This is a genomic window from Bradyrhizobium xenonodulans (assembly GCF_027594865.1).
GTDB classification, from domain to species: domain Bacteria; phylum Pseudomonadota; class Alphaproteobacteria; order Rhizobiales; family Xanthobacteraceae; genus Bradyrhizobium; species Bradyrhizobium xenonodulans.
In genome coordinates this window covers 4,738,554-4,751,428 of sequence record NZ_CP089391.1, presented here as the reverse complement: position 1 = coordinate 4,751,428, position 12,875 = coordinate 4,738,554, and the positions used below count along the sequence as shown (strand labels likewise).

Here is a 12,875-nt window from a genome sequence, read left to right as displayed (position 1 = left end):
TTCGACGACTGGCGGATACGATCGTAGAGTTCCTGGCGCGTCAGCGTGCCGGGAGAAACGGTCTCGGTCACGCGGCCAACCCTCCGGTCAGGATCGTGGCGCCGGCCACGCGGAGGGAAATCGGAAAGGGCGCAGGCCGGATAGCCTTCGTCTCATCTAAGAACTGGATCGATCCACTCGACGCCGGGGCGTCCACCCGTACGCAATTGGGTTCAAAGAACCCAATCTGCGATTGCGTACGGGTGGACTGCCCCGGCCCAGTGAAGATCGGGCCAGTGACGCATGCATAGTCATGGTGCAAGGACGGCGATACGCCGCCCGGGTTGCAAGGTCCTGACCAGCCTGCGCCCTTCCGATTACGGTGATACGCGAATTGTCGTCTCCGGTGCAAGCCGGGTCTGCGGACGGCAGCTTCCATGTCGCTCATGTGGCGTGTCCATCCTGGGCGACGCCCTCGACTTGCGCGTGGAAGATCCGCCGCAGCGCCAGCATGTGCTCGCAAGGGCCGCGTGCCATCTTGTTGTGGCCGTAGAAATGGCAGCTGCAGCGTGCTTCAACGAGACGGTCGTCGTCGTCGATGACGAGGCTCACCTGCTCGGTGCGCGCGTTGTCGAGCACGCTGCCGCTGACGGCGCGAGCGCCCTGGTTGCGATCAATGCTGCCGATCGTCACGAGGTTGGCGTTGATCAGGCGGTCGGCCTTCTCCTCCTGTGGGCTCGCGAAGCGCAGTTGCGCAGGCGACAGCGGCTCGCGCGTCAGTTCGCGCAGGCGGTAGAGCGACTTGTCGAGGTCGAACATGACGCGTCCGGCCTGGGTGTAGGCCGTGAGCGCAGCATGCACGAGCGTCTGGTCGACGCCGGTCTGCTGCGCCAACTGAGCAGCGGTCGCCGCGTGGGACGTGCCGAGCGCTGCGAAAACGCGTTGGGCGGTGTCGCTGTCGACCCTGTGGCGCGGTGCGAGCAGGTCGAACTGCCCGGAGGACGACCAATCGTTCGCGGTCCAGCCGGATAAGCCGAGCGTGAAGCGCAGACCGCCGAAATCGACCATGAAGAACGATGGCAGACCACTCCCGGTCAGATGTACCCGTACCGACCGCGCCAGCGGCAGCGCCCGCCCGAGGATCGCAAGCCGCCGCCGGCCCCAAATGCGGATTTCGGCGGGCTCCTTGCCGCGATAGATCGAGCGGCGGAAGGTGAGCCTCTCGTGCCAGGGCTCGATGACCACTTCCACGGGCGCATCCGGCCTCAGCACGAAGCGCAGCGAGCGCGGGCCGGCCTTTTCCTTCTTCTGCGCGAGGCGGGTGAGAATGTTGGCCATATCCACGGGATGCAGGTCGAACACGTGCGCCGGCAGGGTCATGGCGCTCGACACCTGCAGGAAGCCGCGCACCCAGCTGTCCGGCAGCTCGATCTTCTCCTCGCGGAAGTCGAAGTCGTCGCCGGTCTGCACCTCGAATCCGGACGGGTCGATGGTCAGCGTGGTGTCGCGATAGGAGCGGATCTTCTGGAATTCGTCGTAGAGCGCGTGGCTGTAGTCGATGTTGGTGGTGCCGAACGCCATCTCGCCGAGGTTCTCGAACACGTCGTGATCGCAAGACAGCCGCCCGTAGCTCGATTCGTCGAGGCTGAAGCACTCGAAGAAAATCTCGTCCGGATGCACGGTGATGACGGGATCGAGCACGATCCAGGCGTCGCGGTTCTGCTTGTAGAGGTAGTTGAAATAGGCCTGCCGTGCCGCCCAGAACGGCGTCATGAGTCGATCGCGCTCGCGGTTGAGGCCGCGGATGCGGTCCTGCAATTCCGCGATGCGCGGCTTGAGCGCTGCAGACTGCGCCGTCGCCTCGGCGAGGAAGTTGGCCTCGTTCTGCTTCAGCCACTCGAAGTAGGCGGTACGGTCGCGCGGCTTGAAGCGCAGGTCCGACACGACGACGTGATGCAGTGCCGAGATCGCTTCGCGGAACGCGAGATGGCGCGCGACCCTGCCGGTGAAGAAGGTCGGCTGGCGCAATGTATCCGGCGCGAAGGCGAACGACGACGATGCGGCGTCGGACGAGGCGCTGGTGCTGCCGAGAAATCGATATGCGAAATTCATGCGGCGCTTCCGCTGCTTTGCGACCCACCGCCCGATGGCGTGCGGCCGGCGCGAGCCACGGTGACGGGCAGAGTGATATCGGGCCAGGCATGGGCGATGTCGCGCAGGATCATCAGTGCCGGCGCTTTGTCGCGAAGGGTCACGCTGAGCGTGAAGTCGTGCAGCAATTGAGCGATCGCCGCGGCGCGGTCCCGGTGCGCCAGCGCCTCGTTGCGCAATGCCGTGAAAATCCTGTCCTTGGCGATGCGCCCGCGGTTGATCTGCATCAGGATGATGCGGGCCTGGGTGAGGAACTTGGCGAAGATCGCCGCATCCGCCAGCGATTCGCCGGTTATCAGCTCGGTGACGAAGAGATGGAAGCTGCCGGAAGGATGCTCCAGAACGCGCTCCAGCACTTCGGCGACATCGCCGTCGGCGAGGCTGCGCCGCAGCAGCAGGCGGGCGCCGTCCTGCACCGCAGGCTCGGTCGAGTCCGCCATCACCGCCAGCGCCGCCGCCGGCAGCGCGCCGCTGGGCCATGCAGTGAGGCGGTTCACCGCGGTGGTTCGCACATCGCCCCATTCGCTCTCGACCAGCAGGACGGCGTTCTGCGGGTCGGCGCGGAAACGGGCTTCGTCGGCCGCAAACGCATGAAGCGCGAAGCGGCGGACGGCGGCGAACGAATGGTTGCCGAGGCGGGCAAGCTGGCGGACCGAGAAGCGCTGCGGGTCGCGGCTCTCCAGCAGCTTTGCGCCCAGCATGCGGGCGCCGGCCGCGCGCGCCTGCAGCAGGCGCCACAGCGTGCCGTCGTCGACGGCCGCCGCTGCCTGCGGCAAGGCATCGGCGAACAGCGTGACCATGTCGGCGGCATGGCCTTCGAACGGCTCGGTGCGGAAGAAGCCGGCCATCAGCATGTCGCGCAACCGGATGGCAAAAGCCTCGTCGGTCGCCGCGAGGCGCGCGACCAATGGCCGCGCGGCCGCTCGCAGCCCGGCATGGGCGCCGGTCGCCGCCAGCGTGATGCCGTCGAGGTGTTGCGCGAGCGCGGCGTCATCGAGCCGTGCCAGCAGGATCATCGAGGCAATGCGGATTTCCGGCGCATCAGCCTGCAGGATCGCCTGCCAAAATTCTGCCGGCAGATCGTCAGGCCGCGTCGGGGTCACGGCGATGAGCTGGACGCTGGCCGCCTGGACGTCGGGACTGGAATGGCCGGTCAGGCTTTCGATGATCTCCGGTTGCAGCGGGCAGTCGCGATCGGGCCATAGCAGCGGCAGCAGCGCGAGGGCGGCGGTGAGGCCGGCGCGGAGCATGTCGTCCAGTTCTGACGGCAGCTGCGCGAGCCAGGCTGCGAACGCTTCCGCCACGCCGGCGCGCTGGTCGGGCGAGGGCGCGCGGTCGCGCAGCCAGCCGCGCGTCCGGCCTTGCACGTGGTCGTGCGGGCTCGTCAGCGCGGCGCGTGCAAGGCTGGGGTCGGCCCACGGCCAGTCGGCGCGGTCGTCGATGGCGCGGATGGCCAGGTCGCGCATGTCCTGTGCGGTCGCATCGAGCAGCGCGGCGATCAGCGTCGCATCGGCCTTGCCAGCATCGATCAGGCGCCGCGCCATGTCGGTCGCGAGCGCGGTGACTTCCGGATAGGGGGAGGCCAGCAGGCCGCCGACCGCGGCCGCATCCATCGTGTCAGGGCGCGGCGGGCCCTGCCGCAGTGCTTCCGCCGCGAACCGCGCCGCCGCATGATTGCGCGCCAGTGCCGCGACGCGCAGCAGCCGTTGTGGCTGGGCATCCCACAGCGCGGGGAACGCCTCCTCGCGCTGTGCCGCCGCCCGCGGGCCGACATGGCGATGGGTGAGCCCCTTGTCATTGAATCGGCTGGTCTGGGCCCCGGCATACAGCAGGTGGCTGATGCTCCACGCGCGACCCAGTGCCTCGGTCGCATGGGGGACGGGATGAAAGCGGCCGTCGATGCGGACATGCTTGTCCCATGTCGCCGGCTTGACGCCGTCGGCGTCCGTGAAAGCGAGGAGGAGGTCGCTCGCCATCGCCGTGAAGGCGTCCTGGCCGAGCTCGGCGCGCTTGCGCAGCATTCGCCAGGCGCGCCGCTTGAAGTAGAGCAGGGTCTGGTCGGACAGCGCGATGCGTGGAGCTCCGCTCCGCTGTTCCTCGCTGAGCTTCAGCGCCTGGCGCGCACCGGGCACCCAGACGCGGTCGTTATAGACGCGGGCACGCCGATACATCGGCGTCGCCAGCTCGAACTGCCGCGCAGTTGCGGCGAACAGCGGGCCGTCATCGGTGAGATCGGCATATTTGAACAGGCGCCGCAGCACCTGCACGTAGGGCGGGCGCGGACTCATCGCGTACACGGCCGCGAGCAACGCCTTGCGCGCGACGCTGTCGGCGAGCGCATGGTGGGCAAGAGCAATGAGGAACTGATTGGCGAAGCCCGGCTGTGCCGAGCTGGCCGCCAGCAGGGCCTGCAACAGCCCCGCGCCGTTGCCGTTCGTCAGCGCCGTCTCGATGTCGCGTGTCGCCGCAGCATCCGTCGTTCGCGGCAACGACAGGCGTGGCGGCAGCCGCCGCGCGCCCATCAAGTCGCTGGCGAGGGCATAGGCCGCGTAATCGCGTGTCACGACGCTGACATTGGTCTCGGCGCAGCTGCGCAGCAGATCGACGGCGTCCGCACCGCCACAGCGCGCCAGCGCATAGACGAGGCTGTAACTGATGTTCGCCGCGCCGGTCTTCTCGGCAATGGCGGCGAGCTGGGGGTAGGCGGGGGTCAGCCGGATCACGCCGAGGCGCCAGAACAGGCGGTCGCGTTCCTTGTCGGGCCATGCACCGCGCGCACCGATCGCGAGCTTCTTGAGCAACTCCGCATCGCGCCCGCTGGCAGCGCCGCCGGTGTCGAGAACCTTCAGCGCTGGTGCGTCGCCGTCGATGCGGCGATAACCGTCGTTGATCTTGGATACCACGACACTATCGAACAGCTTCTCGGCGTTCGGGCGGGTGACCGGCGACGGAGTCTTGGTTCCATCCCGTAACGACGTGCCGCGACGGCCATATCTGAAATTGACGAGATAGCGTGCGTCGACGTCAGCGCGTTCGAGATCGATCAGATCGACTTCATAGAGTTTGTCTGAACGGCCCTCCTTCATCCAGAGGCGAACGGAACGAACGACTTGCATCGACCACCCTAGGATGTGCGGGCGACCTACATGACAAGCCGGGGACGCCGCGTCAATGGCGATTGGTGCAACGGGATGCGGCGATGCTTCAGGTCTCTAACGTTTCCATCCATCTGGACAACGTACTGAAATTGCAAATATCATCTCCGCCCTCCGAGCGCGCCCAATGACATAAGTCGTTAATGCGGAAAAATGTTTTCGCGGTCCTTCCACTCCCGCATTGTTGCTCCGGGTTCCGTCAAAAGAGAACGGCTGCGCGCCGTCAACTGGTGAGACCCGCCTTGCGCAATCCGTCGAGGAAGTGGTCGCGATCGGCGGGATCGCGATATCTGTCGGCGCGGGTCCGAGCGAGGTCGAGAGTCTTCGCGGGTACGGCTTGGCCATTCGCAATCATCTCACGACGCCGCTCGCTGACGAATGCGTCTGCTTCGGATTGCGCCTCGCCGCGCCGGCCCATCTGCGCATAGCAGGCCGCGAGGAGGGCGTGTGACCACCGGTCGAGCGATCGCGCCTCCATCAGCGCCTTGATCGCCAGCTCGTATTCGCGCCCCGAATAAAGGGCAAGCGCGTGATACCAATGGTACAGATTGGGTGGAAAGGGATTGAGCCGTTTGGCCGCTCCGATCCATGTGAGCGCCTCACGCCAACGTCCCCAGTAGACCAGAATGTTGGCGAACACGGCGATGACATCGGCGTCGTTGGGATTGAGCGCGAGCGCGCGGCTGAAATGGATTTCGGCCTTGGCGTCGTCGTTCCGCAGGAACAGCAACTGAGCGAAGACGCCGTGAGACCAGGCGTCGCCGTCGTCGATATCGAGTGCGGCCTCGATCTCGCGACGCGCCTCGTCCAAAGTCGCAGGGGCGGGCGATTCGAGAAACACATCGCAGACCATGGTCCAGGCGATGTTGGCATGGGCGCGGGCATATTGCGGGTCGAGCGCGACGGCGTTCCGAAAATGCTGCCTCGCTTCCGCCATACCCCTCACGGTCAACTGGCGCCACCGCTCGTTCCCCAGCAGAACCAGATCGTAGGCGGTGACGCTCGGGGTCGGCTTGCGCCGGGCGATCTCGCGGCCGGCATCCTCCAGCCGGCCGGGAAGAGCCGCGACGATTGCCCTCACGATCTCGTCCTGCAGCGCGAAGATGTCTTCGAGTTCGCGGTAGTAGCGCTCGGTCCAGAGATTGTAGCCGCTCGCGGAGTCGAGAAGCTGGACGATCGCCCTTACCCGGCCGCCGATCTTGCGCACGCTTCCCTCGGCCACGTAGCTGACGCCGAGCTCGCGGCCGACCCGTTTGATCTCGGGCGTCTTGCCCTTGTAGGCGAAGCTGGAATGGCGGGCGACGACGAGCAGCGACCTGAATCGCGACAGTTCGGCGATGATGTCCCCTGTGATCCCATCTGAAAAATATTCCTGCCCGGGATCACCGCTCAGGTTGGAGAACGGAAGCACCGCAAGCGACGGCCTGTCGGACACGGCAGGTGCCGATGACGCGGGCAGGTCGGCTCCGAACGCGGTGGCGACCGGCGGTCCGACATAACGGTAGCCGCGGCGGGGCAGCGTCTCGATCCAGGCCGCGGCCCCGTCGATCTCGGCGAATATCCGCCGCAGGGCGGCGATCTGCACCGTCAAATTGCTCTCTTCGATGGCGAGGTCCGGCCACGCCGCCTGCATCAAGGCGTCCCTGGAAACCGGCGTTCCGGCCCGCTCGACGAGCAGCCGAAGGAGCATCACCGCGCGCCGTCCGAGCGCGACCGGTTCGGATCCTCGAAACAGTATCTCGGCCTTCGCATCGAGGCGGTAGGGACCGAATTCGTGGATGGTCATGTCTGGAGACTACATTTTTCATGAACTTTTCGGAACGGATTTAGGCCCGCTGGAAAGGCGAGGACCATGCTGGGCCGTGCTGGACAAATTTTGAAGGAGGCGCCCGATGCGTAATCACTGGGATGTGGTGGAGGCGGGCGAACTGATGTCCCGGCCTGGTCCGGACCTGATCGCCGGCGCTCCGGAGCCGGTTCGCCGCCTGCTGGAGGCCGTCCAGGCGCTGGATCCGTTGATCGCGGCTCAGCGCAGCCAGTTCGACGGCGCGCGGCGCCTGCCCGACGAGGTCTTCGCAGCGCTCGCCGATGCCGGCCTGTTCCGGCTGTGGCTACCGGGCGCGCTTGGTGGACCTGAGCTGTCACCCCTCGATTTCATGCGCGTCGTCGAAGCCGCCTCGGCGCTCGACGGCTCCGTCGGCTGGCTCGTCGGCAACGGCGGCGGCATGAGCCGGATCGGCGGCTACCTCGGCGAGGCCGTCGCACGCGAGTGGTTTGCCGACCCGCGCGCCTTCGTCGCCGGCGCAACCGGGGCGGTCGGCACAGCGACCGCCGTCGCTGGCGGCTATCGCCTCTCAGGGCGCTGGCCGTTCGGCAGCGGCGCGCATCACGCGGCGCGGTTCATGGGCCTGGCGAGCGTCAGGCCCGAGGATCCGGTTTCACCGCTTCTCTGCTGCTATCTCGGCCGGGCCGAGGTGACCATCCTCGACAACTGGCATGTGTCCGGGCTGCGCGGCACTGGCAGTTGTGATTTCGAGGCGCGGGACGTCTTCGTGCCGGCCGCGCACGTCCATCCGTTTCTTGGACCGCAACCGACCCAGCCCGGACTGCTCTATCGCTTGCCGCCAGTATCGGTGTTCGCGTGGAGCATCTGCGGGGTGCCGCTCGGCATCGCGTCCGGCGCCATTGCCTCCTTCGCGGAGCTCGCCTGCCGGAAGAGCCGTCTCGGCACGCGGGCCCTGCTGCGCGACCGCGAAACCGTGCAGGCGACGGTGGGCCGCGCAAGAGCGACGCTTCGCGCCGCCAGGACCTTCCTGATCGGCGCCATGACCGAATTGATGGCTGCCGCCGAGACGGGCGGCCAACGATTGGTGGAAGCACGGGCCGACATTCGGATCGCCAATGCGCATGCGGCGGAGACTGCGATGTCCGTTGCCGATGAGCTGGCCGCGAGTGCGGGCGCTGCCGCCATCTTCGAGAGCTGCGCCCTCGAGCGTGCGGTCCGCGACGTGCATGCCGCAGCGAAGCATATCGCGATGAGCCCGAACAATTACATCGTCGCCGGCCGGCTGACGCTGGGACTCGATCCCGGAACCGCGAGATTTTGATCGTCGCCTCATCACCAGCGGAGCTATCCAATGTCTGTGGTTTACCGGCCGGCGCGCGCCCAGGATCTGGAGGTCGCCGATGCTCTCGTCGTCTCCAGCATCAACGATCTCACGGAGCGGCATGGCTTCGGGCCGATGGCGGCTTGTTCTCCTCCCCGGTTTCAGTTGTTTTCCTTGCAGGACGACCCCGCGGGTCTCTGGGTGGCGGAGGGCGAGCGGATCCTCGGCTTCGCCTGGAGCTGGGTCTGCGGCGACATGTGGTTTCTGGCGCAGCTGTTCGTGTCGCCCGATCAGCAGGGACGCAGCATCGGCAACGAGCTCATCAAGCGGACTCTGGAGCACGCCGACAAGTCTGGTGCCTCCAACAGGGGGCTCATCACTTTCAGCTTCAACACGGTGTCGCAGGGGCTCTACATCCGCCATGGACTCCTGCCACGATTTCCCATCTACAGTGTCGATGCACCGCGAGAGCGTTTGATCGCGCGCTTGCAGGGCCCGCGGTTTCAGTTCAAGCCGCTTGATGATGAGGCTTCGACGCTGCGTCGCCTCGCAGAAGCGGATGAGCGGGTCCTTGGCGTCTCGCGCGAAAAGCATCACCGCTATCTCATCAAGGACCGCGCGACGAGAGGGGTCAATCTCTACGATGGAAGCAATTGGATGGGCTACGCTTACGTGGACGCCGGCGGCCACATCGGACCGCTCGCGGTCATGGAGCCGAACGCCGTGGCTCCGGCGTTCAGGACGGCGCTGCATCTGGCGATCGAGTCTGGCTCGTTACGGGTATCGGCATTCCTGCCCGGCGCAAGCGAGGCGGCTCTCAACACCGCGATGGAGCACGGCATGCGGATCAGATTTCCCATGTTGCTGATGTCGTCGCGAGAGTTCGGCAATTGGGTCCAGTATTTGCCCCGCAACCCAGGCTTCATGTGATCGCCAACGGCAGCGCACCTGGCGCGGCATTCCCGCAGGTCGCTGATCAATGCGGCAAGGACAGCAGCAGCCAGGCGCCCGCGGCCACGCATGCGAGGCCGGCAGCGCGCGCGATCCAGCGTCCGACCGGCGTGAGTTTCTCCAAAAGGACGAGCAGCGCCAAAAGCGCAATCCAGAGCACGTTCATCACGCCGCCCACGAACAGCAGCGCCATCAAGACCCAGCAGCAGCCGACGCAATAAGCTCCGTGCCGAAAGCCCAGCAGCAGGCAGCCGCGCAGGTCGCCGCGAAAGCCGCCGTGGCGCATCAGGAACAGAAACGGCGACTGGCATTGGGCGAGACAGACGTCCTTGAGCGGTGTCCATTGATAGACACCCGCCGCGATCAGCACGATGGCGCCGAGCAGGTTGCTCGCGATCGCCATCCGGGAATCCAGCAGCGCGGCCCGCTCGATCGCCCATTGCAGAAAGGTGGCTGCCAGCGAAAAGCCGCACCAGGCGAGGAGATAACCGGCGGCAAACCAGCCGGTCGCGGCGAACGGCTTGCCTTGCGCTTTGCCCTGTCGGCCGACGCGGGCGTACATCAGGATCATCGGCGCGGCCGAGGGGGCCATCATTCCGACCATCATCACCGCCCACATCAGAAACACATAGGCGAACTCGATCGCTCGCCACGGCTCGGTGGCCGGCCGCATGATTCCAATCCCGGCCGGGATCATGCGGAACTCGGTCATGTCCATGCCGCCCATGTCCATGTCGTCAGCGAGCCAGAGCACATAGCTCCATGCCAGCGCGACAATGAGGCCGATCGTGCCGCCGACGATCCAGCGATCGCGCCGCAGCACGGTTTCCAGGGGGCTGTCCGTCATTTGCGATCGAAATTGCCGGCCCTGACACAGGGCCGGTATCTGGAGTTTACGTCACGCCTGGTTGGACCAGCGGATCGGCGCATAGAGGCCGTTCCTGCCGGAATTATCCCAGCGCATGCCATGATCGCTGAAGGTATTGCCGGCGGCGCCGACGGCCATCACCATGGCGTCGGGGCTGACCGGATGGCCGATGTTCGCCCACATTTCGCCGCTCGGATGCATGGTCGGCAGGGGATCGACGGACATGTGCAGGATGCCGGGGATTTCCGCAGACCGCGTCTTGCCGTCGATCCGGAACGTAATCGGGACCTTGCGTACTCCCAGGTTCTTGCTGATCAGCGGCGCGAACGCGGCCATTGGACCGCCGGCACCGCCGGTGAAGATTGTAGCCAGGGCCTCGGTCTGCTCATCATCGGCGCGCTGATCGATATAGGCGGCGACCGACCAGTCTCCGTCCGCCATGACCCCGGGGGCGTGGAGGATGACGAGCACATTCAGCCCATCGAGCGCGACATCGCCATAGCGGCCGCTCTCGATGTGGAAGATCAGCGGTACGTTGCAGAAGCCCTCGGTCGGTCGCGCGGTCAATGGCGGCGCCGCCGACACCAGGCAGGGACACACGATGCTGCAACTGCAATTCTCGAAATAGTCACCGGAAAGGTGCCATGGGACATCCGCCATTGCTCTCTCCCGCCTGGCCGAACCCGTAAGATGCTTTCGAATGAGCTGCTTAGAGTTGTAAATTACGCTTCGTGGGGCAGCGCCGCAAGCCGATTCCACGATCGGGTGCACGCCGGAATCGGCGGGATCATGCATGATTTCAGCCGAACATCCACGCCGGCGGCGCTCGGAAAACTTCAGGGATGGTCGCTCCGCAGGGGCTCCCAGATCTCGATTTCGCGATCGGACGCGAGCAATCCGGGAAGCGCATCGTGCCAGGCGTCTCGATATGGCCGCTTGATCTGAACGTTCAAGACCTCTTCATGGCTCTCCCACGTCTCGTAGAGCATGAAGCGATAATCGGACGCGGGATCGCGATGCAGCACCGCCCGGTGAAAGGTGGGCTCGTCTCTCATGGTGTCGAGGACCGTCCCGAGCAGTTGCAGAAAATTCGCGCGTTGCTCGGGCACGACGTCAAATTTGATCACATAGGTGACAGGCACAGTGATTTGCCTCGGTGTTGGCTTGGCGGAACTTGCCGGGCGGAGGATCGCCGCCCGCATGACGATCCGTCGGCCTCAGGCCGGAAAGAACTGGTAGTCCGCGACGATCTTTCCGCTGCCATCAACGACGAGAAATTCGAGCCCGCGCGCCAGAACGATCTCTCCGCCGGCCGGCAACATTTCCCAGTGGAAGACCACGATGTCGTGCACCCGGCGCGCATCACCGGCGGCTCGAAACCGGTTGGCATTGTCCCTGACGTTCTTCTCATGCGATTCACGCACGCGTCCGTCGAGCGCGTCGTAACCTTCGACCTTGCGCTCGCCGACATAATGCCGGCCTCCGGGAATCCATAGGTCCGCGATTTGGCTCTTGCGCCGCTCCGAATCGGTCTCGTTCCAGACGGCGACGTAGCGCTCGGCCAGACTGCCTGGGCTTTCCATGGTCATCTCCTTGAACTAACGGTTCCGGCGCAGCCTCGCGGCTCGCGCCCTCGTTGAGGCGCGCCGAAGGTGCCTCACGCGACCGCGGCCGGTCGATGACGTCGCAGGTAAAAAAGACACGGACCCGCGGTCCGAATTTGACCTCGGAGGTTATGGTCTGGCGGGTGTGGCACTTCATAAGGTGGGCACATGGCCGTTCGCGCAGTTGAATTTGGTGTCTTGCTACGGAGGTGGCGTGCCAGCCGGGGCATGTCGCAGACGGCGCTCGCGCTGGCTGCAAACAGCTCGACGCGGCACCTGTCCTACCTCGAGACCGGCCGCGCTCGTCCGAGCAGGGACATGGTCCTGCGCCTGGGGGAGCAGTTGAATGTGTCGCTGCGCGACCAAAATGCGCTCCTGCTTGCCGCAGGGTTTGCCCCCACATTCCCCGAGCGGCCTCTCGGTGAGATGGCATCCGCCAGGTCCGCGATGGAACAGATCCTTCGGGTCCATCTGCCTTACCCGGCCTACGTTCTGGACCGACACTGGAATGTCGTTCTGTCGAACGCGGCGCTGCCGCAGCTATACGAGGGATGTTCGCCGGAGCTGCTTCGCAGTCCGGTCAACGCCGTGCGCCTCATCTTGCACCCGGACGGCATGGGGCCGCGTGTCGAGAATTTCGTCGAGTGGCGCGCCCACACCGTCACGGTGCTGAAGCAGCAGATCGAGGTGAGGGCGGATCCGGTCATTCAGGCCCTGCTCACCGAGGTGTTGTCCTATCCGGCCCCCAGGGGGGCCGTTGCACTCGCGTCAAGCGATGGCCCACAGCGGTACGTCACGCCTCTGCGAATCCGGACCAGACTCGGCAGGGTCTCGTTCCTGAACACCACGACCGTCTTCGCTGCGGCCGCCGACATCACACTGTCGGAGCTTGCGCTCGAAATGTTGTTTCCGGCCGATGAGGCCACGATTGCCGTCGTGAGGGACATGGTCGATGAGGCCAAGTCGTCGGCCGGCGGTGATCCACTCACGTCCAGGGCCGGTTGATCAACCGAGGAGCCATCTCCGAGGCACGATTTTGGAGGCACGATTTTGATCTCTG

Annotated in this window: 10 protein-coding genes; 3 read left to right on the top strand and 7 right to left on the bottom strand. The window is 65.7% G+C overall.

The features are described 5' to 3' along the window. Positions 1–423 precede the first annotated feature (423 nt). The 3 genes from I3J27_RS22490 to I3J27_RS22480 all read right to left on the bottom strand — a co-directional run bounded on the left by I3J27_RS22490 (position 424) and on the right by I3J27_RS22480 (position 7,071). Entirely contained in the window at positions 424–2,091 is a 1,668-nt protein-coding gene (locus tag I3J27_RS22490; RefSeq protein WP_270160609.1) for an SWIM zinc finger family protein, read from the bottom strand. Continuing rightward, positions 2,088–5,246, bottom strand: coding sequence for a hypothetical protein (locus tag I3J27_RS22485; protein WP_270160608.1), 3,159 nt, complete (start codon positions 5,244–5,246; stop codon positions 2,088–2,090). The genes I3J27_RS22490 and I3J27_RS22485 overlap by 4 nt, the downstream gene beginning before the upstream one ends. A 262-nt stretch (positions 5,247–5,508) precedes the next feature. After that, positions 5,509–7,071 carry a winged helix-turn-helix domain-containing tetratricopeptide repeat protein gene (locus I3J27_RS22480; protein WP_270160607.1) on the bottom strand — a complete coding sequence of 521 codons (1,563 nt, stop codon included), beginning with the start codon at positions 7,069–7,071 and terminating at the stop codon, positions 5,509–5,511. A gap of 106 nt (positions 7,072–7,177) precedes the next feature. Between I3J27_RS22480 and I3J27_RS22475 the strand changes: the two genes are divergently transcribed. Further along, entirely contained in the window at positions 7,178–8,392 is a 1,215-nt protein-coding gene (locus I3J27_RS22475; RefSeq protein WP_270160606.1) for an acyl-CoA dehydrogenase family protein, read from the top strand. Between the two features lie 30 nt (positions 8,393–8,422). Next, positions 8,423–9,322 carry a GNAT family N-acetyltransferase gene (locus I3J27_RS22470; protein WP_270160605.1) on the top strand — a complete coding sequence of 300 codons (900 nt, stop codon included), beginning with the start codon at positions 8,423–8,425 and terminating at the stop codon, positions 9,320–9,322. Between the two features lie 46 nt (positions 9,323–9,368). Here I3J27_RS22470 and I3J27_RS22465 read toward each other — a convergent pair whose 3' ends face one another. The 4 genes from I3J27_RS22465 to I3J27_RS22450 all read right to left on the bottom strand — a co-directional run bounded on the left by I3J27_RS22465 (position 9,369) and on the right by I3J27_RS22450 (position 11,794). Continuing rightward, the gene (locus I3J27_RS22465) at positions 9,369–10,190 is read right to left on the bottom strand and encodes a DUF2182 domain-containing protein (protein ID WP_270160604.1); all 822 of its coding nucleotides are present in this window, start codon (positions 10,188–10,190) and stop codon (positions 9,369–9,371) included. 51 nt (positions 10,191–10,241) lie between these two features. Continuing rightward, positions 10,242–10,871, bottom strand: a complete 630-nt coding sequence (locus I3J27_RS22460; RefSeq protein WP_270172863.1) for a DUF1326 domain-containing protein — start codon at positions 10,869–10,871, stop codon at positions 10,242–10,244. Positions 10,872–11,047: 176 nt separating this feature from the next. Continuing rightward, the gene (locus tag I3J27_RS22455; protein ID WP_370691852.1) at positions 11,048–11,413 is read right to left on the bottom strand and encodes a putative quinol monooxygenase; all 366 of its coding nucleotides are present in this window, start codon (positions 11,411–11,413) and stop codon (positions 11,048–11,050) included. A 15-nt stretch (positions 11,414–11,428) separates the two neighbouring features. Further along, positions 11,429–11,794, bottom strand: a complete 366-nt coding sequence (locus tag I3J27_RS22450; RefSeq protein WP_270160603.1) for a hypothetical protein — start codon at positions 11,792–11,794, stop codon at positions 11,429–11,431. 249 nt (positions 11,795–12,043) lie between these two features. On the opposite strand from I3J27_RS22450, the gene I3J27_RS22445 reads away from it, so the two are divergent. Continuing rightward, complete coding sequence (locus tag I3J27_RS22445) at positions 12,044–12,820, top strand: helix-turn-helix transcriptional regulator (protein WP_270160602.1); 777 nt, start codon at positions 12,044–12,046, stop codon at positions 12,818–12,820. The last annotated feature ends 55 nt before the right edge of the window (positions 12,821–12,875 follow it).